29 protein-coding genes and 1 tRNA gene are annotated in these 26,496 nt (G+C 52.5%); 14 read left to right on the forward strand and 16 right to left on the reverse strand.

All coding sequences use genetic code 11. The annotated features are described in order from the left end of the window. Positions 1-16: 16 nt before the first annotated feature. Entirely contained in the window at positions 17-1,672 is a 1,656-nt protein-coding gene (groL, locus tag VFT64_00075; GenBank protein HEU5046219.1) for a chaperonin GroEL, read from the reverse strand. 28 nt (positions 1,673-1,700) lie between these two features. After that, positions 1,701-2,003 (reverse strand): co-chaperone GroES, encoded by a 303-nt coding sequence (gene groES, locus VFT64_00080; protein HEU5046220.1) that lies wholly within the window; start codon positions 2,001-2,003, stop codon positions 1,701-1,703. 269 nt (positions 2,004-2,272) lie between these two features. On the opposite strand from groES, the gene rpsD reads away from it, so the two are divergent. The 8 genes from rpsD (at position 2,273) to argB (ending at position 8,925) form a co-directional block, all read left to right on the forward strand. Next, entirely contained in the window at positions 2,273-2,890 is a 618-nt protein-coding gene (gene rpsD, locus VFT64_00085) for a 30S ribosomal protein S4 (GenBank protein ID HEU5046221.1), read from the forward strand. A 93-nt stretch (positions 2,891-2,983) separates the two neighbouring features. Beyond that, on the forward strand, positions 2,984-4,525 hold the full coding sequence (locus VFT64_00090; protein HEU5046222.1) for a YifB family Mg chelatase-like AAA ATPase: 1,542 nt from the start codon (positions 2,984-2,986) through the stop codon (positions 4,523-4,525). Beyond that, positions 4,506-5,348 (forward strand): hypothetical protein, encoded by an 843-nt coding sequence (locus VFT64_00095; protein HEU5046223.1) that lies wholly within the window; start codon positions 4,506-4,508, stop codon positions 5,346-5,348. Before VFT64_00090 ends, VFT64_00095 begins: the two co-directional genes overlap by 20 nt. A gap of 15 nt (positions 5,349-5,363) precedes the next feature. Continuing rightward, a complete protein-coding gene (gene hisH, locus VFT64_00100; GenBank protein ID HEU5046224.1) occupies positions 5,364-6,026 on the forward strand; it encodes an imidazole glycerol phosphate synthase subunit HisH in 663 nt (220 codons plus the stop codon). Between the two features lie 46 nt (positions 6,027-6,072). Then, positions 6,073-6,543, forward strand: coding sequence for a hypothetical protein (locus VFT64_00105; GenBank protein HEU5046225.1), 471 nt, complete (start codon positions 6,073-6,075; stop codon positions 6,541-6,543). 54 nt (positions 6,544-6,597) lie between these two features. After that, positions 6,598-7,134 carry a GNAT family N-acetyltransferase gene (locus VFT64_00110; protein ID HEU5046226.1) on the forward strand — a complete coding sequence of 179 codons (537 nt, stop codon included), beginning with the start codon at positions 6,598-6,600 and terminating at the stop codon, positions 7,132-7,134. Positions 7,135-7,137: 3 nt separating this feature from the next. After that, positions 7,138-7,869: a 1-(5-phosphoribosyl)-5-[(5-phosphoribosylamino)methylideneamino]imidazole-4-carboxamide isomerase gene (hisA, locus tag VFT64_00115; protein ID HEU5046227.1), complete on the forward strand. Its 732-nt coding sequence runs from the start codon at positions 7,138-7,140 to the stop codon at positions 7,867-7,869. Between the two features lie 153 nt (positions 7,870-8,022). Next, the gene (gene argB, locus VFT64_00120) at positions 8,023-8,925 is read left to right on the forward strand and encodes an acetylglutamate kinase (GenBank protein HEU5046228.1); all 903 of its coding nucleotides are present in this window, start codon (positions 8,023-8,025) and stop codon (positions 8,923-8,925) included. A 4-nt stretch (positions 8,926-8,929) separates the two neighbouring features. Here argB and VFT64_00125 read toward each other — a convergent pair whose 3' ends face one another. Next, positions 8,930-9,439 (reverse strand): Rrf2 family transcriptional regulator, encoded by a 510-nt coding sequence (locus tag VFT64_00125; protein HEU5046229.1) that lies wholly within the window; start codon positions 9,437-9,439, stop codon positions 8,930-8,932. 138 nt (positions 9,440-9,577) lie between these two features. On the opposite strand from VFT64_00125, the gene VFT64_00130 reads away from it, so the two are divergent. Then, a complete protein-coding gene (locus tag VFT64_00130; protein HEU5046230.1) occupies positions 9,578-10,045 on the forward strand; it encodes a carboxymuconolactone decarboxylase family protein in 468 nt (155 codons plus the stop codon). Between the two features lie 287 nt (positions 10,046-10,332). Continuing rightward, the gene (locus tag VFT64_00135; GenBank protein ID HEU5046231.1) at positions 10,333-10,650 is read left to right on the forward strand and encodes an antibiotic biosynthesis monooxygenase family protein; all 318 of its coding nucleotides are present in this window, start codon (positions 10,333-10,335) and stop codon (positions 10,648-10,650) included. A gap of 52 nt (positions 10,651-10,702) precedes the next feature. Here the strand turns inward: VFT64_00135 and VFT64_00140 are convergent, their stop codons facing one another. Next, a complete protein-coding gene (locus tag VFT64_00140) occupies positions 10,703-11,329 on the reverse strand; it encodes a hypothetical protein (GenBank protein ID HEU5046232.1) in 627 nt (208 codons plus the stop codon). A gap of 3 nt (positions 11,330-11,332) precedes the next feature. Continuing rightward, positions 11,333-12,256 carry a protein translocase subunit SecF gene (gene secF, locus VFT64_00145; protein ID HEU5046233.1) on the reverse strand — a complete coding sequence of 308 codons (924 nt, stop codon included), beginning with the start codon at positions 12,254-12,256 and terminating at the stop codon, positions 11,333-11,335. A gap of 73 nt (positions 12,257-12,329) precedes the next feature. Between secF and VFT64_00150 the strand changes: the two genes are divergently transcribed. Then, the gene (locus VFT64_00150; GenBank protein ID HEU5046234.1) at positions 12,330-13,544 is read left to right on the forward strand and encodes an MFS transporter; all 1,215 of its coding nucleotides are present in this window, start codon (positions 12,330-12,332) and stop codon (positions 13,542-13,544) included. On the opposite strand, the gene VFT64_00155 is transcribed toward VFT64_00150, so the two are convergent. From VFT64_00155 to VFT64_00180, 6 genes are all read right to left on the reverse strand, one after another. Further along, a complete protein-coding gene (locus VFT64_00155; GenBank protein HEU5046235.1) occupies positions 13,545-13,748 on the reverse strand; it encodes a hypothetical protein in 204 nt (67 codons plus the stop codon). A 174-nt stretch (positions 13,749-13,922) separates the two neighbouring features. Continuing rightward, complete coding sequence (locus tag VFT64_00160) at positions 13,923-14,933, reverse strand: D-alanyl-D-alanine carboxypeptidase family protein (GenBank protein HEU5046236.1); 1,011 nt, start codon at positions 14,931-14,933, stop codon at positions 13,923-13,925. A gap of 115 nt (positions 14,934-15,048) precedes the next feature. After that, complete coding sequence (locus VFT64_00165) at positions 15,049-15,378, reverse strand: hypothetical protein (protein ID HEU5046237.1); 330 nt, start codon at positions 15,376-15,378, stop codon at positions 15,049-15,051. 90 nt (positions 15,379-15,468) lie between these two features. Continuing rightward, complete coding sequence (gene nadD, locus VFT64_00170; protein HEU5046238.1) at positions 15,469-16,065, reverse strand: nicotinate (nicotinamide) nucleotide adenylyltransferase; 597 nt, start codon at positions 16,063-16,065, stop codon at positions 15,469-15,471. After that, a complete protein-coding gene (locus VFT64_00175) occupies positions 16,062-17,324 on the reverse strand; it encodes a glutamate-5-semialdehyde dehydrogenase (GenBank protein HEU5046239.1) in 1,263 nt (420 codons plus the stop codon). Before VFT64_00175 ends, nadD begins: the two co-directional genes overlap by 4 nt. A gap of 228 nt (positions 17,325-17,552) precedes the next feature. Further along, positions 17,553-17,628: transfer RNA gene (locus VFT64_00180), tRNA-Trp, on the reverse strand. A 178-nt stretch (positions 17,629-17,806) separates the two neighbouring features. On the opposite strand from VFT64_00180, the gene rpoH reads away from it, so the two are divergent. After that, positions 17,807-18,694 (forward strand): RNA polymerase sigma factor RpoH, encoded by an 888-nt coding sequence (rpoH, locus tag VFT64_00185; protein HEU5046240.1) that lies wholly within the window; start codon positions 17,807-17,809, stop codon positions 18,692-18,694. Here the strand turns inward: rpoH and thiE are convergent. Beyond that, positions 18,691-19,338, reverse strand: coding sequence for a thiamine phosphate synthase (gene thiE, locus VFT64_00190; protein HEU5046241.1), 648 nt, complete (start codon positions 19,336-19,338; stop codon positions 18,691-18,693). The two genes, rpoH and thiE, sit on opposite strands and share 4 nt — an antisense overlap. 72 nt (positions 19,339-19,410) lie before the next feature. Between thiE and metE the strand changes: the two genes are divergently transcribed. Further along, on the forward strand, positions 19,411-21,753 hold the full coding sequence (gene metE / locus VFT64_00195) for a 5-methyltetrahydropteroyltriglutamate--homocysteine S-methyltransferase (GenBank protein ID HEU5046242.1): 2,343 nt from the start codon (positions 19,411-19,413) through the stop codon (positions 21,751-21,753). 212 nt (positions 21,754-21,965) lie between these two features. Here metE and fabF read toward each other — a convergent pair whose 3' ends face one another. The 4 genes from fabF to VFT64_00215 form a co-directional block, all read right to left on the reverse strand. Beyond that, positions 21,966-23,225, reverse strand: a complete 1,260-nt coding sequence (gene fabF / locus VFT64_00200) for a beta-ketoacyl-ACP synthase II (protein HEU5046243.1) — start codon at positions 23,223-23,225, stop codon at positions 21,966-21,968. Positions 23,226-23,258: 33 nt separating this feature from the next. Further along, positions 23,259-23,504 carry an acyl carrier protein gene (locus tag VFT64_00205; GenBank protein ID HEU5046244.1) on the reverse strand — a complete coding sequence of 82 codons (246 nt, stop codon included), beginning with the start codon at positions 23,502-23,504 and terminating at the stop codon, positions 23,259-23,261. A gap of 87 nt (positions 23,505-23,591) precedes the next feature. Beyond that, positions 23,592-24,083, reverse strand: a complete 492-nt coding sequence (locus VFT64_00210) for a DUF721 domain-containing protein (GenBank protein HEU5046245.1) — start codon at positions 24,081-24,083, stop codon at positions 23,592-23,594. After that, on the reverse strand, positions 24,076-25,467 hold the full coding sequence (locus VFT64_00215; protein ID HEU5046246.1) for a M48 family metalloprotease: 1,392 nt from the start codon (positions 25,465-25,467) through the stop codon (positions 24,076-24,078). Before VFT64_00215 ends, VFT64_00210 begins: the two co-directional genes overlap by 8 nt. Positions 25,468-25,655: 188 nt before the next feature. Here VFT64_00215 and VFT64_00220 point away from each other — a divergent pair, with 188 nt between their 5' ends. Beyond that, positions 25,656-26,468 (forward strand): VacJ family lipoprotein, encoded by an 813-nt coding sequence (locus tag VFT64_00220; protein ID HEU5046247.1) that lies wholly within the window; start codon positions 25,656-25,658, stop codon positions 26,466-26,468. Positions 26,469-26,496: the final 28 nt, after the last annotated feature.

Below are 26,496 nucleotides of genomic sequence, written 5' to 3' on the forward strand. Positions count from 1 at the left end.
AAGCAACAGATGTGGATTAGAAATCCATGTCGCCCATACCGCCCATGCCACCCATACCGCCGCCCGGCATGCCGCCAGCCGGAGCCTTGGATTCTTCCGGCTTGTCGGTGATGATGGCTTCGGTCGTGATCATGAGGCCGGATACGGAAGCAGCATCCTGCAGTGCAGTGCGCACAACCTTGGTCGGGTCGATGATACCGGACTTGATCAGGTCCACATAGTCCAGCTTCTGAGCATCGAAACCATGGGTATGATCGGTGCCTTCCAGCAGCTTGCCTGCAACGACAGCGCCGTCGAGACCGGCATTTTCAACGATCTGGCGCAGCGGAGCCTGGAGCGCGCGGCGCACGATGTTGATACCTGCCTTCTCGTCGTCGTTAGCAGCCTTAATCTTGTCAAGCGCACGGCTTGCGTAGAGCAGGGTGGAACCGCCGCCCGGGACGATGCCTTCTTCAACGGCAGCGCGGGTAGCGTGCAGTGCGTCATCAACGCGGTCCTTGCGTTCCTTCACTTCGATTTCGCTTGCACCGCCGACTTTCAGAACGGCAACGCCACCGGAGAGCTTAGCCAGGCGTTCCTGGAGCTTTTCCTTATCGTAGTCAGAGGAGGTTTCTTCGATCTGGGCGCGAATCTGAGCGCAACGTGCTTCGATCGCTTCTTTCTTGCCAGCGCCGTCCACGATGGTGGTATCTTCTTTCGTGATGACAACTTTCTTCGCGCGGCCGAGCATCGGCAGCTTCACGGTTTCGAGCTTAATGCCGAGTTCTTCGCTGATCAGCTCACCAGCGGTGAGGATCGCGATATCTTCCAGCATGGCTTTACGGCGGTCGCCGAAGCCCGGAGCTTTCACAGCGGCAACTTTCAGGCCGCCACGCAGCTTGTTGACCACGAGGGTAGCCAGCGCTTCGCCTTCAACGTCTTCAGCGATGATAAGCAGCGGTTTGCCGGACTGAACGACAGCTTCGAGCAGCGGCAGCATCTGCTGCAGGCCGGAAAGCTTCTTTTCGAACAGCAGGATATACGGGCTGTCGAGCTCAACAGTGAGCTTTTCGGAGTTCGTGATAAAGTACGGGGAGAGGTAACCGCGGTCGAACATCATGCCTTCAACAACGTCTACTTCGAATTCCAGGCCCTTGGCTTCTTCAACGGTGATAACGCCTTCTTTGCCGACCTTCTTCATCGCGTCAGCGATCTTTTCGCCGATCTGCTTGTCGCCGTTAGCGGAAATGGTGCCAACCTGAGCGATTTCTTCCTGCGAGCTGATAGCTTTGCTCTTCTTCTTGATATCATCGATAACAGCGTCAACGGCTTTGTCGATACCGCGCTTCAGGTCCATCGGGTTCAGGCCAGCGGCAACAGCCTTGCAGCCTTCACGCAGGATCGCCTGGGCGAGAACGGTGGCGGTGGTGGTGCCGTCGCCCGCTACGTCGTTGGTTTTGCTGGCAACTTCGCGCAGCATCTGGGCGCCCATATTCTGGTATTTGTTCGCCAGGGTGATTTCCTTGGCAACGCTTACGCCGTCTTTGGTGATACGCGGTGCGCCATAGGATTTATCGATAACGACGTTACGACCTTTCGGTCCGAGCGTCACTTTTACTGCATTGGCCAGAATGTCCGCGCCGAGCAGTATCTGTTCGCGCGCATCCGTTCCGAATTTCAATACTTTAGCCATAGTTACTCTCCTTAATATTTAGCTGATATTATTTCTCGATGATCGCGATCAGGTCGGACTCTTTCATTACGAGCAGGTCCTTACCGTCGATTTTCACTTCCGTGCCGCCCCATTTAGCGAAAAGAACAACGTCGCCTACCTTTACGTCCAGCGGAATGACTTTGCCGTCATGGTGCGCGCCGGTGCCTACAGCCAGTACCTTGCCCTGTTGCGGCTTTTCTTTTGCGGTATCCGGGATAATAATGCCGCCAGCGGTTTTTTCTTCCTGCTCGAGGCGTTCAACCAGTACGCGGTCATGCAATGGTTTAACTTTCATAGCTGTAAACTCCATTTATTTGTTAACTTTTAGGTCACTGTAAGATACCGTAAAACGGTAGAAATCTTTGAGTACGCAGCTATATAGGGTTTCTGGCCTGCGTTTCAAGGGGTAATTACATTTATTTTTTGGGAGTAGGCGGGGACAGGGAGAAAAGGACGAAAAACGAGCTGCTTCAGCCCCGATTCGATGCATTCCCGCAAAAACAGGTTTGACATAACGGTTTTAAGCTATATAGTGACGCCCCTAATTTAACCAGAATTAACTGAGTAAAGGTAACCTCTGTGAGCAAACGTGTTGCTGCTAAATATAAAATAAGTCGTCGTATTGGTGAAAATCTCTGGGGCCGTGCAAAGGACCCGGTAGGTAAGCGTAACTACGCTCCCGGCCAGCATGGCGCAACCCGCCGCCGCAAAGGCTCCGATTTCGGCACGCAGCTCATGGCGAAGCAGAAGCTGAAAGGCTACTATGGCAGCATCACCGAGCGCCAGTTCCGCCGCATTTACCAGGAAGCTGCCCGCCGCAAAGGTGATACCAGCGAAAACCTCATCGGCATTCTGGAAAGCCGCCTGGATACGGTTATCTACCGTATGGGCGTCGTAGCAACCGTATTTGCTGCACGTCAGTTCGTCAGCCATGGTCATATCAAAGTGAACGGCAAGCGCGTAAACATCGCCAGCTATTCCGTACAGGAAGGCGACGTGATCGAAGTGCGTGAGAAATCCCGCCAGATCACCCAGGTACTGGAAGCACTGCAGAATGCAGAACGCAGCGTTCCGGAATATATCGAATTCGATCCGAAGGAATGCAAAGGCAAGTTCCTGCGTGCTCCGAAACTGGCGGATGTACCGTATCCGGTGCAGATGGAACCGAACCTGATCGTCGAATTCTATTCTCGCTAATTGAATACTATGTCTTAATGCAAACGCCGGTTTTTCAAATCTTGGAAAGCCGGCGTTTTTGTTTGATGGCATCTTTAACTATATAGGTAATCTATGGTAGCTCGCGTTAAGACCGTTGCCTTCGCAGGAGTGGAGACGACGGAAGTTGACGTGCAGGTGCAGATTGCTCCCGGCCTTCCGGCCTTTACGGTAGTGGGATTGCCGGATAAAGCCGTGGCCGAGTCCAGGGAGCGCGTCCGTGCTGCGATTCACGCCCTCGGGCTTTCGCTTCCCCCCAAAAAAATCATCGTTAATCTCGCTCCGGCCGATCTGATCAAGGAAGGCAGCCATTTTGATCTGCCGATCGCGCTGGCCGTGCTGGTGGCGATGCATGTGCTGACGCAGGAAGACGTGGAGCATTACGTTGCACTCGGCGAACTGGCCTTGGATGGCGCGCTGCTTCCGGTTTCCGGCATATTACCCGCTGCCATCGGTGCCAACGCTGCAGGCTGCGGCATTATCTGCCCGCATGTGTGCGGTTCGGAAGCGCTTTGGGCAGGCGATATTGATGTGCTGGCTCCAAAAACATTGCTGGCGCTGATCAATCATTTCAAAGGCACGCAGGTGCTCTCACCGCCGGAAAAAAGCCTGGATGAAGCGAAAAGACAGCTTCCCGACATGAAAGACATACGTGGACAGGAGACGGCACGCCGCGCGCTCGAAGTGGCAGCGGCAGGGGGGCATAATCTGCTGCTGATCGGCCCGCCGGGTGCGGGTAAGTCGCTGCTTGCATCCTGCATGCCCGGAATTCTACCGCCCATGTCGGCGGAGGAAATGCTGGAGGTCAGCACCATAGCCTCTGTCGCTGGTATGATTTCCGACGGCAGGCTGAGCCGCCACAGACCCTACCGCGAACCTCATCATTCCACTTCATTGCCTGCAATGGTTGGCGGTGGGAAACGCGCCACGCCGGGAGAAATCTCGCTCGCGCATAACGGCGTGCTGTTCCTGGATGAATTGCCGGAATTTCCACGTGCTGTATTAGAATCGCTGCGTCAGCCACTGGAAAGCGGCAAGATCACCGTCGCTCGCGTAAATTCTCATGTGACCTATCCGGCCAATGTGCAGTTTATTGCTGCCATGAACCCATGCCGCTGCGGTTATCTCGACGATGCCGGACGCGCTTGCGGTAAGGCACCGCGTTGTGCAGTGGATTACCAGTCCCGCATCTCCGGCCCGCTGCTGGATCGTATTGACTTAACACTCGAAGTCCCCGCGCTCGATACGCTGGATATGCTCGGGCGCGATCAGGGCGAACCGAGCGCTGCGATTGCACAGCGCGTTGCAAAAGCACGTGCCATACAGACAGAGCGTTTCAAAGCCCTAAATGTGCCATTCCGTACAAATGCCGATGTAACCGGCGAACTGCTCCAGCATTTTGCACCGCAAAAAGCTGACGCGAAAGCATTGCTCGAACAGGCAACGGAAAGCTTCCGCCTTTCCATGCGCGGCTACACCAGAACATTGCGCGTCGCCCGCACGATTGCCGATCTGGACGGCAGCGAACATATCGAGAAACAGCATATTGCCGAAGCGGTTTCCTACCGTCAGGCACCTCTTAACCAGAAGGAGCGTTATGAACAACACAGCGCTTGATGTCGCTATCGGCCTGATCATGATGTATCTTGTGCTCAGCCTGTTCTGCACTGTGATTAACGAATATATTGCCGCATTTCTGCAGCTGCGTGCGAAAACGCTGAAGCAATCCATCGTGAAGCTGCTGGATGTTCCTTCACTGCTCGCGGATTTTTACGATCATGGATTGATCGACGGCAGCAGGAGTGCGAGCCGGGATCGGCATATGTCTTATCTTTCGTCCCAGAATTTCGCGATGGCGCTGCTCGATAGTCTTGATAGTAAAAAAGCCATGCCGCAATTCGCGGATATCGAGCATGCCGTGTGCCACCTGCCTGACAGTAACATTCGCGATGCATTATTGACGCAAATTATGCAGTCCAATCAGGATATGAAGAAGCTGCGCGATAACGTGGCCGCCTGGTACGATCATATGATGGATCACGTTACCGGTATCTATAAAAGCAAGCTGCGTCTGGTGTCTTTTATTGTGGCTGTCATCATCGCCGTCATAGTAAATGCGGATACGTTGAATGTCAGCAAATCGCTGTGGCATGATCGTGCCATACGCGAGCAGGTGGACGGATACGCACAGATCATCTCTGCTTCCGGTGAACCCGCTGCTGCCGCTGACGAGGTGAAGAAGTTGGAAGAAGAACTAAGGCCGCTGCCGCTCGGCTGGAATCCGGCACAGCTACAGCCCGTAAGCGATTATGGTTTCTGGCTCACAAAATGTGTGGGCCTGCTGCTGACGGCGCTGGCACTGTCGCTCGGTGCGCCGTTCTGGTTTGATATTCTGGTGAAATTTACTAATATACGCGCCGCCGGTAAGAAACCGGAATAAGTGTTGATGGGGAATATGCAGGTTTCGATTATTGATTACGGTTCAGGTAACCTTCGTTCGGCCGCAAAAGCGTTCGAATGTGTGGCGCAAAGCGGGCAGAAAATTATTGTGACGAATGATCCGGCGCAGCTTGCCGCCTCCAGCCATATCGTGCTACCCGGGGTAGGGGCGTTTGCTGATTGCATGAACGGACTGAGAAATGCTGCCGGCATGCTGGAAGCGCTGGAGCAGGAAGTGATTGGGAAGAAAAAACCGTTCCTCGGCATCTGTGTAGGCATGCAAATGTTGTTTGAGAACGGCTTGGAGCATGGCGTACATAAGGGGCTTGGCTGGCTTGGCGGAGAGGTAATCAGAATAGATCCTAATGGGCACGCGGCTAATAGCGCAGAACAAGCACCGCTCAAAATCCCGCATATGGGATGGAATGATCTGATCATAAAGACGCCGGAGCACCCGCTGATGGAAGGAATTGCGCCCGGCGATCACGCTTATTTCGTGCATAGTTACCATGCACAGTGCAGTAACCATAAGGACATAGTTGCCACAACACAATATGGTGCGGAGCTGGTTGCCGTCGTTGCGAAAGGCAATATCATGGGCACGCAATTCCACCCGGAAAAAAGCCAGGAAACGGGCCTGCGGCTGATCGGAAATTTCCTGAAAATGGGAAGCGCATAGAAACCTTGAGAAGGAGGCGGTGATGAAACGCTTGGCAAGAATGAGTATGGCACTGCTTTGTATGCTCGCAGGGAATGCCTATGCCACAAAGCCTTGCACGCCGCCCAGCGACCAATGGTTTGCGGAACATGTTACACAGAAATCGGATGCGGTCATTTACGCTAAAATTATCAGTTACAGCAACTTTACCGATAAGACGGACAAAGCGTGGACCAAAGTACAGGTGATGAAGTTGCTGCATAGCGAAATGATGATTCCTCCCAATCTGACTATCCATAGCTGGCAAGCGAATCTTGCCCCTTGGTATGACTACAGGAAAGGGGACTATGTAGTGCTCTGGCTAAAAGGGGATGCGCGCGCCTTCACGCCGACCGATCTGAGCTGGAATCAATGCGTTCCATCCGTCTGGCGCGTGCGCGAAGATGGGCAGGTCTATGACCTGCTGCAGAACAACCATTGGATGTCACTGGAAGAGGTTGAAGAAATGGTGACCTATACAGCAAATACAGCGCATTAATCCGGCTTTCTTACTGCATCTTGACTTCCCGTTGCGCCTATTTATATTCCATGCATGACAAACATTAAAGTCGAACAGCTTTACGAACTGAATTCCGCCGATCTGGAAGATCTCTGCCAGGCAACGGATGACGCAATACGTGACGGAATCGGCTTCAACTGGGTTTCTCCTCCCGCGCGGGATGTGCTGGAAACTTTCTGGCGCGGCGTACTGGTCGTACCGGAGCGCATCCTGTTTGGCGGCAGGCTGGACGGAACACTCGCGGCTTCCATTCAATTGCTGAAACCGGGTCCCTCGAAACAGACGACTTCTTTTTCCGCGACTATCGGCTATCACTTTGTTGCTCCCTGGGCGCGCGGCCACGGACTCGCGAAAGGTTTGCTGCAGGCTGCCGAAGCGGAAGCGCGTTCCCAAGGCTTCTCCGTACTGGTGCTGAACGTGCGTGAGACACAGGAAGCGGCGTTAAAGCTCTATCAAGAGAATGGCTATACACGCTGGGGCGTCATGCCGTATTACGAAATGGTTGGCGACACGATGATTGCAGGCCATTATTTTTATAAAAACATCAAACCCATCATGAAAATTGTCTAACCTATGATTCTTTACCCTGCGATTGATCTCAAAGACGGAAAATGCGTGCGCCTGCTACGCGGTGAAATGGATAAAGCGACGGTATTTTCCGATAAACCGCACGAACAGGCTAAACGCTTTGAAGAAGCAGGATTTCATTGGCTACATCTGGTGGATCTCAACGGCGCATTTGAGGGAAAGCCGGTGAATGCCAAGGCCGTGAGCACCATCATCACGAACGTTAATATGCTGACGCAGCTTGGCGGTGGCATCCGTGATATGGAAACGATTGAGAACTGGCTTTCCGTCGGCATCAACCGCGTTATCCTCGGTACGATTGCACTCAAGAATCCGGCGCTGGTTATCAATGCCTGCCGCGCTTTCCCGGACCAGATCGCTGTGGGTATCGACGCCAAAGGCGGCAAGGCCGCCACTGACGGCTGGGCGAAAGTGTCGGAAATGTCGGCGATTGACCTCGCGCTGAAATTCGAGGATGCAGGCGTGAGCGCGATCATCTACACCGATATCAATCGCGACGGCGCAATGCAGGGCCCCAATATCGAAGAAACGGCAAAGCTCGCTGAACGTCTCTCTACACCGGTGATCCTGTCTGGCGGTATCTCCAAATTGTCTGATATTGCAGATATTAAGAAGAAGCAGCATGCGGGCATTGAAGGCGTGATTATTGGCCGGGCGCTCTATGACGGCGCAATCGATCCGCGCGAAGCACTGAAAACGGCTAATAGCAATACCTGATTAAATACAACTATATCAATTGGTTGTAGCGTTGTTGCGCCTGCGAAGATTATTGCGCATCCAATAATTGCCTGCAGCGGGGTCAAATCTATTGACATCAGCCAGTTCCATAGTAATTAAAGCGATAATTCAAATTTATTCCCCGGAACTGCTATGAAACATATGAACGAAACCACGGAATCGTGGATCAGGACGGCTAAAACTCTGTCGGAAGCTTTGCCTTACATGCGCCAGTTCGCAGGGGAAACGTTCGTCATCAAATACGGCGGCCATGCAATGGGTGAGGAAGCGCTTTCGCATCAATTTGCACGCGATGTGATCCTGATGAAGCAGGTCGGCATTAATCCGGTGATCGTTCATGGCGGCGGCCCGCAGATCGGCAAGATGCTGGATCGGTTGAAAATCCAGAGCTCATTCGTGGACGGTCTGCGCGTGACGGATGCGGCGACAGTGGAAATCGTGGAAATGGTACTGTCTGGCTCTATCAACAAGCAGATCGTAACTGCAATTAACGCAGCAGGTGGTAAGGCAATCGGTCTCTCGGGCAAAGATGCTGGGTTGATTCAGGCGAAGCGCGTCACGCGTAAAATAAAAGATCCGGACTCCAACATCGAGCGTGCACTCGATCTGGGGTTTGTCGGGGAACCGTCAGTGATCGATCCCATGATCCTCGATACGCTTTACCAGTCCGATATCATTCCGGTCATCGCGCCGATTGGCCTTGGCGAGCATGGCGAAACTTACAATATTAACGCCGATACAGTGGCCGGGGCGATTGCCGCTTCCATCGAAGCTCGCAAGCTGATTATTCTGACTGACGTCAGCGGTGTGCTGGATAAGGAAGGCGCCATGATCAGTGAGCTGACCGCGAAAGAAGCCCGCAAGCTCATCAAAAACGGCACGATCACAGGCGGCATGATACCGAAGATCGAAACCTGCATGCACGCGGTGGAGAATGGCTGCGGTGCTGCACATATCCTGAATGGCAGGGTAGAGCATGTCATGCTGATCGAGACCTTCACCGCGCACGGTGCGGGCACGATGATAGCCGCTTAATATGCTAGCTGGGTTTTCCCGGTTGGCGCAGCCGTTCACCGAACCAGCCGATCACGCGCTGTAGATGCTCGGGATTGACCGTCTTTACATAATTACCGGCGAGCCCCGCAATGGTTTGCGCGCGTAACGCATCGCGCCACGCTTTATCGGCTTTCATCATCGCGACATGAATACCGCAAGGAAGACGGTAGCCATCCGGATTACAGGAGGCAAGGGGGCCGCGCTGGCGAATTTCCGTACAGCGGAACGTGGGCTCTTTCCCGTCGATGGCTTCCACTATATCAAGCAGTGTAATATTCTCCGCTGCCCGCAACAGGCGATAGCCTCCTTTGGGGCCGGGAACCGATTCCACAATACCCGCATTGGCCAGCGCCTGAAGATGTTTGGCGAGATAGGTTTCCGACAGGCCATGATATTCCGCGAGCACTTTAGTTGGCAACGTCGCCCCGGTCGGCATGCCGGAAAGTACGCTGACGCAATGCACAGCCCACTCAATTCCTTCGTTTAATTTCATATCTCATCCATAAGAATAATTTTATCGGATTTTATCATGGACAATTTATATCCACGATATTATATTCTGGTTAAATCCTATCCGGGATTATAACGCGTTTAAGTGTATAGTGCAACTAACCGAAAAGGAGATAAGACCATGAAGGAACGCCTGAATTTTATCAAAGCTGCGCCAAGTGCCTACAAGGCCATGAGCCAGCTTGAACAATATATCCGTAACTGTGGACTCGAAATGCCACTGATCGAACTGGTCAAAATCCGTTCTTCGCAGATCAATGGCTGCGGCTATTGCCTCGATATGCATACGAAGGATGCGCGTGCGGCAGGGGAAACGGAACAGCGTATATATGTTTTGCCAGCCTGGAGGGAGGCGCCGTTCTATACACCGCGTGAACGCGCTGCACTTGAATGGGCGGAGACGGTGACGCTGGTTTCGCAGACCCATGTACCGGATGAAGTGTATGAGCGCGTAAAGCAACAATTCACAGAAGAGGAACTGGTTAATTTGACGTTGGTCATTAACACAATCAATTCATGGAACCGCCTTGTCATCAGCTTCCGTCCTGAAGTCGGTGGCTACCATCCGGGACAGCATGCCGCGGCGTAATAAGAGCGATTCATGCCTCGCGTGAAAGCGCGGGGCATGAACATGGCGATTACAGGTTGTTGTGAATCGCAGATTGTTATATATTTCTATAGTCGACAAAGGACATGATCGGCAATGGTAAGCCCGATCCGTTTCTCGAAAGGAAGCGTCCTGTTCCACTCATTATAAGTGTGAACCCGCGGCAAGCTAGGCACAATGTGCCGAAGCTTGGGCGGGTTTTGTCATATTAAAGGTATTATCTGACAAATTTCTCCCAGGCTATTATTTAACCTTAAGGAGGATTAGTCATGCCTGTAATTGATGTTAGTGAGCGTCTTATAACGCAGATCAATGTATTTACTGTTCAACCTGAAAATCAGGAAAGACTCATAGAGTTGCTTAAAGAAGCTGCGCATTATGTCAGCGATGTACCAGGCTGGGTTTCCGCTTCTTTGCATCGCAGTCTTGATGGAAGGCAGGTGGTTAATTACGCGCAATGCCGGAATTATACAGCGCAGGAAGCGGTCATGGATAAACTTAGAAAGGGTGGCTTCTTTGAAAGGAACAGCCGATTAGGAGTTGCCCATCCATGCCTATATGAAGTGGCATATACTTTAGATAAATAAAGAGCCGAAAAGACCGGAAGATTCGGTTTCAGCAGGTCACATTAAAGTGTTCCTAGTGCACTAGATTTTCCGGTCTTGTCACCGGATTGCGGAAGGATGTTTTCGGCATGAACAGACGCAGCTTTTCCGTGAAGCTTTGAAATTCCTCAGCATCAATAACGCCTATCTGTTTGAGCCAGGCAAATTTCTGCATTTCTTTTTCACGGTCATTGGCAAAATTTACAAACCCGTGCAATTCTCGCATACGCGCGCGCCAGCGCGTCTTAATCATTTCCATGATGCGATCATGGTGCGTACCATCCATGATACGGATTTTTCCATCGGCAACATTCAGTAAGGTATATCTAACTTCTACTCTCCACAGGCAAAGTGCGATACCGGAAAGAATAAGAACGCTTGAGATAACATCGATTGCCGTACCCGCAACTTCCGTCAGGTGCGGAAAGAAGCTCGGATGCAGCAACGCTACAGCCAGCGAGAACATATAGAGGAACATACCGGTGCGGTAAAAATAGCTGTAGCGCATAGTGGCGCTGGTGGGCTTGGCGACATCTACATCTTCATAACGAAACCTGCTGCTGAGGGCTCCGCTGCGATCATTATAGCTGAAAAGCGCATCCTCATCGCCAAACTCGAATTTCAGCGTAACGCCGTGTTTTTTCTGCGTGATGGTTTCCATGGGTTATGCAGCCTTGGCTTCTTTAGCTTCGCGGATTTTGAGATAAATGAGCGTCGGTGCGGAAATGTAAATGGAAGAGTAGGTGCCCACAACGATGCCGAACACGAGCGACCAGCTGAAACCACGGATTACTTCGCCGCCAAACAGCGCAAGTGCGAGTGCGGCAAGCAAGGTGGTGGAAGAGGTGAGCACCGTACGTGCAAGCGTCTCGTTCATGCTGAGATTCAGCAGATCGTCAAACGGCATTTTCTTATAGCGGCGCATATTCTCACGGATACGGTCATAGATCACCACCGAGTCGTTCATCGAATAACCGATGATCGTAAGAACAGCGGCGACCGCATTTAATCCAAAATCGAAATGCGAGATCGCATAGAATCCAATGACCATGACCGTGTCATGCACAAGCGCCAGCAGCGTACCCACGCCGAACTGCCATTCGAAGCGGAACCAGACATAGCCCATAATGGCAAGGCAGGCAAAAACAGTAGCCAGAACGCCGCTGCGGATCAATTCCTGCCCAACGGTAGGACCGACAAATTCCATATTGCGGTAATCGATCTTGCCCGGCACAGCGTCCGCCAGCAGCGTCTTCACTTTCTGCACGAGCGTGTTTTGTTCCTGATTTTTCGGCGACTGAATGCGGATCATCACATCGCGCGGATCGCCGAAACTCTGCAGCGAAACTTCACCGAGCCCTTTACCGTCCAGCGTGTCGCGCATCTTGGCGAGATCGGCCGGCTGTTCGGTGCGCAGTTCCACCAGCACACCGCCGGTGAAGTCAATGCCCCAGTTCAGACCGTGCGTTGCCAGCACGAAAAAAGAGATGAGCGTGAACAGGATCGATATGCCGAAGCCGAACCAACGTGTGCCTATGAAATCGATCTTCGTCTTGTTGGAGAAAATATGCAGCGGGATGAGTTTCATGGCGATTGCGAAATGTTTGTATATATGCGATATAGCCAAATAAAACAGTTTTCCGTTCGCCGCAATATAAAAGATGTCTTCTTCACTTTATCCGCATATTCCCGAGCGTTCCATATTGTGGATCATCGGTGCGATTCAGTTTGTGAATATTCTGGATTTCATGATGGTTATGCCGCTGGGGCCGGACTTTGCCAAAGCGCTTGGAATGTATGAGAGCGATCTCGGCTGGATCGGTGGCAGCTATACGGCGGCCGCAGCAGTGTCGGGTATTGTGTGTTCATTGTTCATCGATGGGTTTGACCGTAAGAAAGCCATACTCACTGCATTCGGTGGGTTGATGATTGCCACGGCGCTCGGCGGTTGCGCGTGGAGTTTTTCGTCGCTTCTGATATGCCGTATTCTGGCCGGAATATTTGGCGGTCCGGCAACTTCATTGGCATGGGCAATTGTGGCGGATGTCGTGGAACCAGCGCGCCGCGGTCATGCAATGGGCAAGATCATGTCGGCTTTCTCTCTGGCGGCGATATTCGGTGTGCCGTTCGGTTTGGAAGTGGCGCATCTGGGAAATTGGGCTACACCATTTTTTACCACAGCCGCTCTCGGGGTGATCGTCATACTGGCTGCTACAAAACTGATGCCGGAAATGAAAGCGCATCTCGCACATGTGCATACGAAAACATCGCTTTCCTATCTGCTGAAACTTCTGGCCAAGCCGATCAACCGTCTCACCTATCTGTACGTCTTCATCGCCATGATCGCGAGTTTTACCTTGATTCCGAATCTCTCCGCCTATGTGCAGTACAACATGCATTATCCGCGCGCCGATCTGGGCTGGCTGTATAGCGTCGGCGGAGTGGTGAGTTTTATCACGGTGCAGATGACGGGCAAGATTGTGGATCGTTTCAACTCATTCATCACGAGCTTTATCAGCATGACCGTATTTATAATCATGCTGTTTGTGTCGTTCATAATGCCGATTAAGGCAATGTCCGCGACAGCTTTCTTCATGCTGACAATGTTTGCCATGGGAATGCGCAATGTAAGCTCTACGACACTGGCTACTAAGATTCCACCCCCACAGGAAAGGGCGGGCTTTATGTCGCTCTTTTCTTGTGTACAGGGGATAGGAATGGCGTGTGGTGCTTTTTTATCCACGCGTCTGCTGAGTGAAAATAGCGATAAAAGCCTCAATGGCATGGATCATATCGCCATGCTCTCTATCGTTACATCGCTTATGGTGCCGTTGCTGATCAGGGTCGTAGAGCAGCGCTTGCGCAGGCCGCAATAATCAGTGTCTTGATTCGGAAGAAGAGTGAAGAATCACTCTGACATGGTCGCCTTGGATAACGCCTGCGCGCTGCAGCATATGAATTGTATCGACCGTGCGCGGAAACTGTGATGAGGTAATAGTATGGCCTGGAACAGTAGCCGCAACAGGCTTTAATTCGGTTGCCAGTTGTTCCAATGATATTTCCTGAATGAACTCAGCCATGATAATTCCTCTCTTGTTAGAGAGATAATAGCACCGAATGGTTAAGGTTTTATGACGGGAAGGCGTTTTTCTTCAGTGAAAATGCAAAAACAGAAAATGATGTGCTGCTATCTAACAGATAGAAAACCGTAAAAGCTACGAATGCAGTAGATTCAAATGAGCCGCGCCGAAATATTAGCGTTCGCTCTCGTCACCTTCGCCATTGGTCACAGGTTGCTGCTGTTGCTGTTCTTCAGCAAAAGCAGGCTGAGCCTGATGGTTTCGAATGGCAGAAGAGAGGCGCACGCGGTTGCTGCCGGGAAGCATGGCGAGGTGATTGAAGGTTCTATCCAGCAGCGCGATCATCCTGTCGTCACGTGAGCGCCAAGTGCTGCCCCCCAGTACCACGGCAACCAGATGATGTCCGTCACGATTGACAGAGGTCACAAGGTTGAAGCCGGAAGCGCGGATAAAGCCGGTCTTGATGCCGTCTACACCGGCATAACGCATCATGACATGGTTATGCGTGACGTAGGTGTTGCCGCGGAACGTAAAAGATTCCGTTTTGAAGAACGGAAAATACTGCGGGAAGTCGCGCTTCAGAGCGAGACCGAGCATTGCCATATCGCGTGCCGTGGTATGCTGGCGGGGATTGGGAAGGCCGGAAGCGTTCTGGAATACGGTGTTTTTCATGCCCAGTTCAGCCGCCTTGCGGGTCATTTTCTGAGCGAAGTCGCTTTCCGTTCCGCCGATCGTTTCACCCAGCGCGGTCGCGGAGTCGTTAGCCGAATTGACGACGATGCTCAGAATGGCATCTTTCACTTTCAGGTGTTCGCCGGGGGAAAGAGCGATATTGGTAGCGGGCATGCCAGCGGCATGGCGCGAGACGATGATGTCCTGATCCAGCGAAAGCTTATTATGCTTGAGCGCATCAAAGGTCAGGTACAGCGTCATCATTTTGGTGAGTGAAGCGGGGTAGTGCAAAGCGTCGGCGCTTTCGGATTCCAGCACCTGGTTGCTATCTGCATCCACTACGATCGTAGCAACATGCGGAGCTTTGTAGACCGCATGGTATGCTTTTTTGTGGTGATGGTGGTGGTGATGCTTGCTGGAAGCATATGCAGATTGAGGAGCGGCAAAGGAAATACTCAGCGCAGCGAGGAACGATGCCACAACAAAAACATGGTTCTTCGCAAATCTTGCCATTTCCTGCCCACCTTCTGCTTTATTTTCCCGACAAATTCGATTATCGCAAAAACTGGGAGAATAATCAAGAGGCGGTATGAAAAAATACGTGAAAATTATGCGTTGATTTAATGGTTTAATAAGTGTTAACTGAACTGCTGGCTGTTAATAGATCCCCGGAACGCCTTGTAACCAGCGCATATTGCATCCTCCGCATCGTTCCGAGCAGTAAAATACTTGTATTTCCAAACGTTCCTATTGCACTGCAAAAAATGAAATGATGATCGCCGTTATGGGTGCAGGCATAGATAAAGGTGACAAGGCTGCAGGCTGAGAACAGCGACCAGGTCGCTAGGTTCATGGTCAGCGCACCGGACTTGTCTTTTATAAGCGTGACTATCTGCGGGAGGAAAGCGGCACCGAATATGAGACCATTTGCGCTGTAAAGTGTTGTAATAGCGTCCATAAACTCTTCCTTTCCCGTGAGCTTTTATTCCTGTAGAGAAAAAAGAATAGCAAACTATTGTTACGGGTTTATGACGAGCTTGTGAAAGATTTATGACGTGGTTTTGGCCTTGCGGCGGGCACGGATTGCTGTGGAAGAAGCGGGGTGACGGCGAGCAAGGATATACATATAGGCCCAGTGCCCCGCTTTATCGGCAATGGCAGAAATGCCTCGTCCCGGCAGGCGCAGGCGCTGCATGGCGAGCGCGGCTTTGGAACGCAGCGCGATATGGGAAAACGGCGCACGATCAAAAATAACAATCGGCATCATTTCAATAATGGAGCGCCAACGTTGCCAGCGGTGAAAACTCGCGAGGTTGTCTGCCCCCATGATCCAGACGAATTTAGTGCCAGGATAATGCTTCTTCAGCGCTGCAAGCGTGGCATAAGTATATTGCAGGCCATGTTTTTGCTCGAAGTCGCTGACGGTAATATGCGGGTCGTTGCGGGTCATGGAGCGGGCAGAAGCAAGCCGAACCTCATAACTGGACATGTCCGTCCTGGATTTAAGGGGATTCTGGGGTGAAACCAGCCACCACACCTGATCCAGCTTCAGCTGTTTAAGGGCTTCGCGACTGATATGCAGATGGCCTTCATGCGCCGGATTGAATGAGCCTCCGAGCAAGCCGATACGTAAGCGGGAGGTCATTTTGGCCTTGTCTGTCCGTTACCTCTGACGACGTATTTGAACGTGGTGAGCTGCTCCACGCCGACGGGGCCGCGTGCATGCAGCCTGCCGGTGGCAATGCCGATTTCCGCGCCGAATCCGAATTCGCCGCCATCGGCGAACTGGGTGGATGCGTTATGCAGCACAATGGCCGAATCCACGTTTTTCAGGAATTTTGCCGCGGCGGTAGCGTTTTTCGTAATAATGGCATCCGTATGGTGCGAACCGTAAGTATTGATATGGCGAATGGCTTCATCAATGCCGCCAACGGTTTTAATGGACAGGATCGCATCCAGATATTCCGTACTCCAGTCGCTGGCCTTGGCGGGTTTGATACGCGCATCCACCTTGCGGGCTTCCGCATCGCCGCGTAATTCGCAGCCTGCCTTAATAAGTGCATCCGCCAGTTTGGGCAGCAAGGGCAGCATCTCCTTGTCGATCACAAGTGATTCGGTCGCACCGCAGATGCCCGTGCGCCGCATTTTAGCGTTCAGCAGCACTTCCTGCGCCATGGCGGGATCGGCGTTCTTGTGAATATAGGTATGACAGTTACCGTCCAGATGAAGCAGGGTAGGGACGCGGCTGTCTTTCATCACGCGCGACGTAAGCGACTTGCCGCCACGGGGAATGATGACATCCAGATATTGTGTCATGCGTAGCATCATGCCGACAGCTTCGCGATCCGTTGTGGGGACAAGCTGTACAGCATGTTCAGGCAGGCTCGCCGCTTTCAGGCCCTGTTTGAGGCAGTTGGCGATAGCGGTTGAGGAATGAAAACTGTCGGAACCGCCGCGCAGGATAACAGCGTTCCCGGATTTCAGGCACAGCGCCCCTGCATCCGCCGTCACATTTGGGCGCGATTCATAGATGATGCCGATGACACCAAGGGGAACGGAGATTCGGTCAATCACGAGGCCATTGGGGCGTTTGAACGTGGCCAGCGTTTTACCAAGTGCGTCCGGTAATTTAGCAATGTCCTCAAGCGATTTCGCCATTGCTTCAATACGTGCGGGCGTAAGTTCCAGCCGGTCGAGCATGGCTTTTCCCATACCGGCCTTGCGCGCAGCCGCCATATCTTTGGCATTCGCAGTTTGAATCTTCTTGCTGTCTGCGCGTAAAACGGCGGCGGCTTCCGTCAAAGCCTGATTGCGCTGTTTGGCGGAGGACTCTGCAAGCAGCCCATAAGCTTCACGTGCATCTGCACCCAGTTTCAGCATTATTTTTTTTGTATCGGTAGCCATTTGATTCTCACTAAGCTCAGTTCGGCACCGACAAAGTGCAAGGAAAAGCTTGCTTTGCGTAAGGTTCCGAGGGTGTAATCACCAATGAAGCTAATATAAGACGAAGCGCGCTTATTACAAGAGGATAATTCTTTGTAAGTATCAGGAATAGAAAGGGCTAAGGAGGAGAAACGACCTAGGGGTAAAGGAGAAAATATTCCAGCCATACTATTGATGGTGCCATATAAATGGCAGGGGCGACAGGAATCGAACCTGCAACCCCCGGTTTTGGAGACCGGTGCTCTACCAATTGAGCTACACCCCTTTATTGCATCGTTCGCCATGCTTATAGTAACAGTCTTGCGGAATGTAAATCCCCAAATCGCTGAGTTTGCGCTTAAATTGAATAAAATACGGTTGGACTTGAAAAATCCTGGGCAGGGGATTATATTAACAAAAGATTAATTCCATGTGCAGTTCGCACGATTTCATAAGGTAACAGCATGACGAATCAGCTTCCTGTCGTTTCGGCGGAAGGCGGGCTCCGCCGGTATCTGGCCGAAATACGGAAAATACCTCTCCTGACCGAGGCGGAAGAATATATGCTCGCCAAGCGGTTTCAGGAACATAATGATATTGCGGCCGCGCACCGGCTTGTCACAAGCCATCTGCGTCTGGTCGCCAAGATTGCCGGGCAGTATCGCGGTTACGGCCTGCCTTCAAGCGAGCTCGTGGCGGAAGGCAATATCGGCCTCATGCAGGCCGTGCGCCGCTTCGACCCTGACCGCGGCTTTCGTCTGGCCACTTACGCCATGTGGTGGATCAAGGCGGCGATTCAGGAATATATCCTGCGCTCCTGGTCATTGGTGAAGCTTGGCTCAAGCGCTGCCCAGAAGAAGCTCTTTTTCGGTTTGCGCAAAGTCAAGAACAGCATGCGTCAGGCTGCGAATGAGCTCACGCACGGTGTGCTGACTCCGGAAGAAGTGACGGAGATTGCGGCGAAGATGGGTGTCAGCGAAGAAGACGTGATCGACATGGATACGCGCATGTCTGCGCATGACCAGCATCTGAACAGCAAAGTTGGGGGCGACAGTGACGATGAATGGCAGGATATGCTGGCGGAACCGTCGGACAATCAGGAAACATTGCTTGCGGAAAGCCAGGAGCGCAAGTTGAATAGCCGTATGCTGGAAAGTGCGATTGCCAAGCTCAGTGAACGTGAGCAGGATATCATTCGCGAACGGCACCTGAAAGAACAGCCGGCTACACTGGAAGACCTGAGCAAGACCTATAATATTTCACGCGAACGCGTCCGCCAGATTGAAAGCCGGGCGATCGAGAAGCTGCAGAAAGAGATGCTGCTCTTGACGCAGGAAAAGACGGCCGCCTAAGCTTTTGCCTTGGCAATAGCCTGCTCAAATTCCCTGACAGCTTCGGCGGCTCCCTGCGGATGTTCCCAGACGGAAGTAATCGCGGCGATGAAATCCGCGCCTGCAGTGACAAGTGGGCCGCAATTTTCCGGCTTCATGCCGCCGATTGCAACGCAGGGTATGGTCGTATAGGTGGACCACCATTCGATGATTTCCGGCGTCGGGATACCCCATTTTTCCACTTTTTCCTGCGGTTTGGACTTTGTCGGAAAGAAAGCGCCGAACGCAACGTAATCTGCGCCTTCTTCGGCTGCGCGTATTCCCATGTCTTTTGAAGCGTGGCAGCTCACCCCGATCACTCCCTCATCGCCAAGAATCTTTCTGGCATCCGCTACGGTCATGTCTTCCTGTCCCAGATGCACGCCATCCGCGCCGCACTGCACGGCGAGGTCAGCCCGGTCGTTCAGAATGAACGCGATGTCATATTCACGGCATAAAGGTACTATCTCTCTGGCCGCATTTAAGATTTCCTGATCGTCTGCTTCTTTCAGGCGCAATTGGAAAGCCTTTACCGCTTCCGTAGCCAATGCGGCTTCAAGCTGCGGGAGGAACCCCTCCAATTGCAGGCGGGGAGGGGAAACAAGATACAAATGGCAGTCCGACATAAGAAAACCGTTGATTTAATGATGGAATATTACGATAAATATCGTCCCCCTCATTTAGTCAAGGAGAGAGTAATGGTGATTGCTGCAAATTTGGGTTTCCCGCGTATCGGGGCAAACCGCGAACTGAAAAAAGCCTTGGAAAGCTACTGGAAAGGTGAATTGACCGAACAGGCGCTGAAGGATGTTGCCAAGGAAATGCGCAAGACCCATTGGACGATGCAGCACCGTGCCGGAATCAAGCACGTGCCGTCGAACGATTTCTCCTACTATGATCAGGTGCTGGACACGATCGCGATGGTCGGTGCTGTTCCGGAGCGTTACGGCTTCACCGGTGAGAAGGTGGATTTCGCCACCTATTTCGCAATGGCGCGCGGCGTGCAGCATAAGCACGAACACAAAGCGGGGGAAACATGTGCGCATGCGCATGACGCATCGGCGATGGAAATGACCAAGTGGTTCGACACGAACTATCATTATATCGTGCCGGAACTGCATGAAGGCCAGAAATTCCGCCTGGCATCCGACAAGATTTTCGACGAATTCAAGGAAGCCAAACTGCAGGGCCTGCATACGCGCCCTGTGCTGCTGGGGCCGGTTTCGTTCCTGTTGCTGGCTAAAATGAAGAGCGGCAGCAAATCTGCTATCTCACTGTTGCCGGAACTTCTGCCGGTTTACGAGCGCGTATTGAAGCAGCTTGCTGCGCTGGGCGCTGACTGGGTACAGGTGGATGAACCCTGTCTCGTGCTCGATCTGAACGACGAAACGCGTGCAGCCTACAAAACCGCTTACGAAAAACTGGCTGCTGCTGCACCGGAATTGCACATCATGCTGACCACCTATTTCGGCGATCTGCGCGACAATCTCGACACGGCTGTTTCACTGCCGGTGGACGGTCTGCATATCGACCTCGTACGGGCGCCGGAACAGCTGGATGCAGTGCTGGCAAAACTGCCCGCCAAGAAGAGCCTGTCGGTTGGCGTGGTGAATGGCCGCAACATCTGGCGTACGGATCTCGACGCGGCGATCAAGCTGGTTGAAAAGGCCGTATCCAAAGTAGGTTCGGAACGGGTACAGGTTGCGGCATCCTGTTCGCTGCAATTCTCGCCGGTGGATCTCGATATTGAAGACAAGCTCGATGCAGAGCTGAAAAGCTGGCTGGCATTTGCCAAGCAGAAGCTGGCCGAAATCGCCATCATCACCAAAGCGGTGAGCGAAGGCCATGCGGCAGTGAAAGCGGAGTTGGAATCCAGCCGCAAGGCGCAGGAAGCGCGTCGCACTTCGACCCGCATTCATAACTTGCAGGTGAAAGACCGCGCAGCGAAGGTAGATGCTTCCATGCGCAGCCGTAAGAGTGCGTTTGCAGCGCGTATCAAGAAACAGCAGGAATCATTGAACCTGCCGCTGCTGCCGACGACGACCATCGGTTCCTATCCGCAGACCGCGGAAGTGCGTGCTAAGCGTGCTGACTTCAAGGCAGGCAAAATCACAGCGGAAGCCTATGATACCTTCCTGAAGGAAGAAACGGCGCGCTGCGTGAAGTACCAGGAAGAGATCGGGATCGACGTGCTCGTTCACGGTGAATTCGAACGTAACGACATGGTCGAATATTTCGGCGAACAGCTTGACGGTTTCACCTTCACCAAGAATGGCTGGGTACAGAGCTATGGCGCACGTTGCGTGAAGCCGCCGGTAATTTTCGGTGATGTAGCGCGTCCCAAGCAGATGACGGTTGAATGGGCAAAGTATGCGCAGTCACTGACGAAGAAAGAAATGAAGGGCATGTTGACCGGACCGGTGACGATCCTGCAATGGTCCTTTGTGCGTGACGATCAGCCGCGCAGCGAAACCTGCCGCCAGATCGCTCTGGCGATCCGTGACGAAGTGGCGGATCTGGAAGCCGCAGGCATTAAGATCATTCAGATCGACGAAGCTGCAATCCGTGAAGGGCTGCCGCTGCGCCGTGACGATTGGAAAGCGTATCTGGATTGGGCAGTCGATTGCTTCCGTATTTCGGCAAGCGTTGCCAAAGACGAAACGCAGATCCACACGCATATGTGCTACTCGGAGTTCAACGATATCATCGCTGCCATCGCCGATATGGATGCGGATGTGATCTCGATTGAAACCTCGCGCTCCCAGATGGAACTGTTGGATGCATTCGTGAACTTCAAATACCCCAACCAGATCGGGCCGGGCGTATATGACATTCACAGCCCGCGCGTTCCGTCGCAGGAAGAAATGGAAGCACTGCTGCGCAAGGCGCTCAGCGTACTCTCCGCTGAACAGATCTGGGTCAATCCGGATTGCGGTCTGAAGACTCGCGGCTGGGCGGAAGTGAAGCCTGCGCTGGAAGCAATGGTCGCAGCAGCCGAAAAGCTGCGCGGCGAACTGCAGCAGAAGAAAATGGCAAGCTAAGCTACTACGTTTTAAGAAAAAGGCGGTGGGAATACCACCGCCTTTTTTTGTGGCTGAATCCTCTTATCGTCATCCCGCTGCTTGACAGCGGGATCTTATGCAATGGACAAAGAGATACCGCGATCAAGTCGCGATATGGCGGCGTAGAAAAGAGCACAAATAAAAAGGGCGCGAAATAATCGCGCCCTCATATTTTAATATACCAATGAACCTTATATCTTCTTAAAGATAACCGAAGCGTTCGTGCCGCCAAATCCGAAAGAGTTCGAGAGCGCGACATTAATCGTGCGCGGCTTGGCTTTATTCGGCACCAGATCGATATCGCAGCCCTCGGAAGGGTCGTTCAGGTTCAGTGTCGGCGGAGCGATCTGGTCACGGATGGCAAGAATGGAGAATATTGCTTCCACGCTACCAGCTGCGCCGAGAAGATGGCCGATAGCCGACTTGGTGGAGGACATGGAAAGCTTCTTGGAATGTTCACCGAACATGCGCTTTACCGCAGCCAGTTCGATCTCGTCACCCAGCGGTGTTGAGGTGCCGTGTGCGTTGATATAGTCGACATCTTCCGGCTTCAGGCCTGCACGGTTCAGCGCGGCCTTCATGGCGCGGTAACCGCCATTGCCATCGCTGGCCGGAGCGGTAATGTGGTTTGCATCGCCGGAGAGGCCATAACCGACCACTTCAGCATAAATCTTTGCGCCACGCTTCTTGGCGTGTTCATATTCTTCCAGTACCACGATACCGGCGCCTTCACCCATGACGAAACCGTCACGGCCTTTATCCCATGGGCGGGATGCCTGCTGCGGCGTGTCGTTGTACGAAGTGGAAAGCGCACGTGCAGCCGCGAATCCTGCAATGCCTATACGGCATGCGGCAGCTTCCGCCCCGCCTGCAACCATAACATCTGCATCGCCGAACTGGATCAGGCGGGCAGCGTCGCCAATGGCGTGAGCGCCCGTCGCGCAGGCGGTAACCACGGAATGGTTCGGGCCTTTGAAGCCGTACATAATGGAAACATGACCCGAGGCCAGATTGATAAGGCTTGCGGGAATGAAGAACGGGCTGACGCGGCGCGGACCTTTTTCGCGCATTTCGAGTACAGTGCGTTCGATTTCGGCAAGACCGCCTATGCCGGAGCCAATCATGACGCCGGTCATTTCTTTTTCTTCGTCCGTTTCAGGCTTCCAGCCAGAATCTTCAATAGCCTGAGTTGCAGCCGCAATAGCAAAGATGATGAAATCATCCATCTTCTTCTGCTCTTTCGGCGCAACCCATTTATCGGCATTGAATTCAGGCTCGTCTTCGCCGCGGGGAACCATGCCTGCAATACGGGCAGGGAGGTCAGAAACATCGAACTGGGTAATCGGTCCGATGCCGGACTGACCGGCAATGAGCTTTTTCCAGCTTGCTTCAACTCCGCAAGCCAGCGGAGTAACCAGGCCTAACCCCGTAACTACAACGCGACGAGTCATCTGAATATAAACGTACTAATTAATAACTAAATATTAAGCGGCAGCGGAGCTGTGCTGCTGGATGTAGTTGATGGCATCCTGGATCGTCAGGATTTTTTCAGCAGCTTCATCCGGGATTTCGCAGTTGAATTCTTCTTCGAACGCCATAACCAATTCTACCGTGTCAAGGCTGTCGGCTCCGAGATCATCGATAAAGCTGGCTTCGGGGACTGCTTTCGCTTCGTCAACACCAAGATGTTCTACTACGATCTTTTTTACACGTGCAGCGATATCGGTCATAAGTCTAAAATCCTTAGTTGTTTGCAAATTACAGATGCTAAGTAGCATAGTGAAAATGGTTTGTCTAATATAATTGTTGCACCAGTCTTAGTTGTTGAATTTCATAGCTGTTCCAAGTGAAATAAGAGCGTTTCGCAGCGCCTCGTCAGCGCAGGATGACGTGATCTCGCAGATCGTTTCCGACGGCACACATGGCTTGGAACGCGAAGCGGGCGGCTGCTTGCGTAGTAATGCGGAGCTGGTTTGCATGCATGTGATCTTCTGCACGACGCTGCTGCCGAAATACACCGCAATCCGTTTCAGAATCAGCGGCTGCATATGCTGAAGCTCAAGTGCACGGCCGCTTGCGACCAGCACGTGCAATGTGCCGCCGGTCTTGCGATTGCCCAGTGTAAGCTTCTGAGGAATGCAGCAGGCGGCAAGTTCAGCACCGACAATCTCTGCCCACTTTGTCAGTATGCGGTGTTCGGCGAATCCGTATTTTTTATAAATTGGTTTCAGCACAGGTTCGGCAGAAGCTGCAAATGGCTTCGGGAAAAGTGAATAGCGCTTGATGGCGGGATTTTTATCTTTATCCATGTCCCGCGCTCAAATGAAATTGTGAACCATCTTCCTTATGCTCCTGTCTTTCCTTTTCAGCATAAAGGCGAAGATCGTTTGCCCGCAGTTTTGCAGTCCGGTCATTGCCGAGGTTCTTCAGCGCAAGATTGACATTGCGTATAACTTCGCCTGGATTGTCCTCCAGTGAAGATTCTTCGGCGGAGGCCAGATAAAATTTCCCCATATTACCAGCTTGTGCATATGCCTGTGCGAGCTGATGCCAGGTGTTAGGATCGGCGCTGTCCAGGATGTTGGCATGTTCAAGTACATGGATAGCTTTAGCAAGATTGTCTTTGCTTTGATTGGCGAGCAGCACTTTGCCGTAATCGGTCAGGATCAGAGGCGAATTAGGCAGAAGAGTGGCTGCTCTTGCATAAGATTGCAGTGCCTCGGCGACGCGGCCGTTTTCAAACAGTATCTGTCCGCGCAGTTCATGGAAGAAAGGATCTTTAGGCGACTCCTTGATAAGGCTGTCGATTTCCGCAAGCGCCTGCGGCAAATCCGGAAGGCGGTAATAAGCAATGGCGCGCGCATAGCGGGCAGGGACGGAGTGGTCCGTCTTAGGATAGGTATTGAGTGTTTGCTCTGGCGGATCGATAAAGCCGCTGAGCTTGGCGATCATGCGGGCGTGGCGTTCATTAAAACCTGCAGGCTCGAAGTCTTCCCTGATAGTGGAATGCATGACGTGATCGCGAATATGGGTGATACGGTCGATGTTAAGCGGATGGGTGCGCGTATAGGGATCGGGGCTGCCATAGCTGCGGTTCTCATCCTGGCGGAGTATTTCCATCATTCGCAGCATGCCGGAAGCGGAAATACCGAGCTGGTCGAGATAGTCAAGTGCCGCCTGATCTGCGGCGCTTTCATTTCCACGGCTGAAATGCAGGTAATTGCGCATAGCCACTTGCTGGCCCGCGCTCATGACGGCCATGCCTTCTTCGCCGCCGCCGCCAGCCACCATCGCTGCACCCAGAACCGCGGAAATAATGGCTCCCATCTGCGCGTTCTTAAGCTGTTCCGTGCCCTGCGCAAGATGGCCGCCCGCCATATGGCCGGTTTCATGCGCCATAACGCCGATAAGCATGTTCGGTGTATCGGTCTTCAGAATCAGGCCCGTATGAATGAACATATTCTGTCCGCCTGCTACATAGGCATTGATGCTGGAATCGTTGACGATGAAGAGATGCACAGCCTTGGGGTTAAGCCCTGCTTCTTTGAAAATGGGATTGCCATACGCACGCAACGTGTCTTCAATTTCCGCATCGCGTATCAGTGAAATGGCATGAGCGGAGGACGAGAAAAAACATACTGCCGCGTATAGCAGCAGATAGAAGAGATGAAAAAACGAACGGGTAGGATTCATAGGGGGATTATATTTGTTGTAATTATGCAACTATGCGTGCAAAATAGTCTCATATCCACTAGGAAAAGCTCTGTATTGTATAGAATATAAATCGATAATTAGCAATTATCATGTACTCTCAATATTGCCAAAATAGTGCGGCATGTATAAAAGCTGGGCATAAAAACAAGAACAACGACGGAAAAGCCATGAACGGAAATGAAAACGGGCGGAATTTTGCCAGCAAAGTTGCTATCGCTGGTCTTCTGCTTTTAGCTACAACGGTATTGTCGGCCTGTGCAGAAAAGAAAGCGGGAGAACCTCTCAAGGTAGACCTTGCGGATAATAATAAGGCTGCAGCTCAGCAGGATCGCGAAGAACCCACTCCGCAGGATCGGGACGCGCTGGAACCCCTGAACCGTGGCATCTTCAAGTTTAACGAAGTGCTGGACGGCGTGCTGTTAAAGCCGCTTGCGCATATTTATCTCGGCGTCATGCCGGAATACGGCCAGAAGATGGTCAGGAACGTGCTGACCAACCTGACTTCGCCGGTCGTATTCCTGAACTCGGCGCTGCAGGGTGACGTCAATAACGCTGAGCGCACATTCGGTCGCTTTGTCGTGAACTCCACACTCGGCGTGGCCGGTGCGTTCGACGTGGCTACGGAATTCGGCATCAAGAAAGAGCGCCGCAAGGATTTTGGCCAGACGATGGGCGTCTATGGCGCCGGTACGGGAACCTATATCGTATTGCCGGTACTCGGTCCGTCCGATGCGCGTGATACGCTCGGTCTGCTGGTCGACATCGCATCCGATCCGTTCACCTATATCCTGACGACGAACGAGTCGCTCGCGCGCGGCGCGGTGGACGGTCTCGTGAAGCGTGCGGATTACCTGCCGGTCACGGATCGCGTTTACCGCGACTCCTTCGATCCGTATGCGACATTCCGCAGCATGTATCTGCAGAACCGTGGCAGCTTCGTGAAGAACTATCTCGGGGATGATGCGCGGGAGCAAAAATAGGTTTTCTTCATAGAATGTTCTGGGAAAC

It is taken from the genome of Rickettsiales bacterium (assembly GCA_035765535.1).
In the GTDB taxonomy this organism is placed as follows: domain Bacteria; phylum Pseudomonadota; class Alphaproteobacteria; order Rickettsiales; family JABCZZ01; genus JABCZZ01.

Coding starts and splice junctions, on each gene's coding strand:
- groL (HEU5046219.1), bottom strand. CDS start 1,672: ATGGCTAAAGTATTGAAATTCGGAACGGATGCGCGCGAACAGATACTG.
- groES (HEU5046220.1), bottom strand. CDS start 2,003: ATGGAGTTTACAGCTATGAAAGTTAAACCATTGCATGACCGCGTACTG.
- VFT64_00090 (HEU5046222.1), top strand. CDS start 2,984: ATGGTAGCTCGCGTTAAGACCGTTGCCTTCGCAGGAGTGGAGACGACG.
- VFT64_00095 (HEU5046223.1), top strand. CDS start 4,506: ATGAACAACACAGCGCTTGATGTCGCTATCGGCCTGATCATGATGTAT.
- hisH (HEU5046224.1), top strand. CDS start 5,364: ATGCAGGTTTCGATTATTGATTACGGTTCAGGTAACCTTCGTTCGGCC.
- VFT64_00105 (HEU5046225.1), top strand. CDS start 6,073: ATGGCACTGCTTTGTATGCTCGCAGGGAATGCCTATGCCACAAAGCCT.
- VFT64_00110 (HEU5046226.1), top strand. CDS start 6,598: ATGACAAACATTAAAGTCGAACAGCTTTACGAACTGAATTCCGCCGAT.
- hisA (HEU5046227.1), top strand. CDS start 7,138: ATGATTCTTTACCCTGCGATTGATCTCAAAGACGGAAAATGCGTGCGC.
- argB (HEU5046228.1), top strand. CDS start 8,023: ATGAAACATATGAACGAAACCACGGAATCGTGGATCAGGACGGCTAAA.
- VFT64_00125 (HEU5046229.1), bottom strand. CDS start 9,439: ATGAAATTAAACGAAGGAATTGAGTGGGCTGTGCATTGCGTCAGCGTA.
- VFT64_00130 (HEU5046230.1), top strand. CDS start 9,578: ATGAAGGAACGCCTGAATTTTATCAAAGCTGCGCCAAGTGCCTACAAG.
- VFT64_00135 (HEU5046231.1), top strand. CDS start 10,333: ATGCCTGTAATTGATGTTAGTGAGCGTCTTATAACGCAGATCAATGTA.
- VFT64_00140 (HEU5046232.1), bottom strand. CDS start 11,329: ATGGAAACCATCACGCAGAAAAAACACGGCGTTACGCTGAAATTCGAG.
- secF (HEU5046233.1), bottom strand. CDS start 12,256: ATGAAACTCATCCCGCTGCATATTTTCTCCAACAAGACGAAGATCGAT.
- VFT64_00150 (HEU5046234.1), top strand. CDS start 12,330: ATGTCTTCTTCACTTTATCCGCATATTCCCGAGCGTTCCATATTGTGG.
- VFT64_00155 (HEU5046235.1), bottom strand. CDS start 13,748: ATGGCTGAGTTCATTCAGGAAATATCATTGGAACAACTGGCAACCGAA.
- VFT64_00160 (HEU5046236.1), bottom strand. CDS start 14,933: ATGGCAAGATTTGCGAAGAACCATGTTTTTGTTGTGGCATCGTTCCTC.
- VFT64_00165 (HEU5046237.1), bottom strand. CDS start 15,378: ATGGACGCTATTACAACACTTTACAGCGCAAATGGTCTCATATTCGGT.
- nadD (HEU5046238.1), bottom strand. CDS start 16,065: ATGACCTCCCGCTTACGTATCGGCTTGCTCGGAGGCTCATTCAATCCG.
- VFT64_00175 (HEU5046239.1), bottom strand. CDS start 17,324: ATGGCTACCGATACAAAAAAAATAATGCTGAAACTGGGTGCAGATGCA.
- rpoH (HEU5046240.1), top strand. CDS start 17,807: ATGACGAATCAGCTTCCTGTCGTTTCGGCGGAAGGCGGGCTCCGCCGG.
- thiE (HEU5046241.1), bottom strand. CDS start 19,338: ATGTCGGACTGCCATTTGTATCTTGTTTCCCCTCCCCGCCTGCAATTG.
- metE (HEU5046242.1), top strand. CDS start 19,411: ATGGTGATTGCTGCAAATTTGGGTTTCCCGCGTATCGGGGCAAACCGC.
- fabF (HEU5046243.1), bottom strand. CDS start 23,225: ATGACTCGTCGCGTTGTAGTTACGGGGTTAGGCCTGGTTACTCCGCTG.
- VFT64_00205 (HEU5046244.1), bottom strand. CDS start 23,504: ATGACCGATATCGCTGCACGTGTAAAAAAGATCGTAGTAGAACATCTT.
- VFT64_00210 (HEU5046245.1), bottom strand. CDS start 24,083: ATGGATAAAGATAAAAATCCCGCCATCAAGCGCTATTCACTTTTCCCG.
- VFT64_00215 (HEU5046246.1), bottom strand. CDS start 25,467: ATGAATCCTACCCGTTCGTTTTTTCATCTCTTCTATCTGCTGCTATAC.
- VFT64_00220 (HEU5046247.1), top strand. CDS start 25,656: ATGAACGGAAATGAAAACGGGCGGAATTTTGCCAGCAAAGTTGCTATC.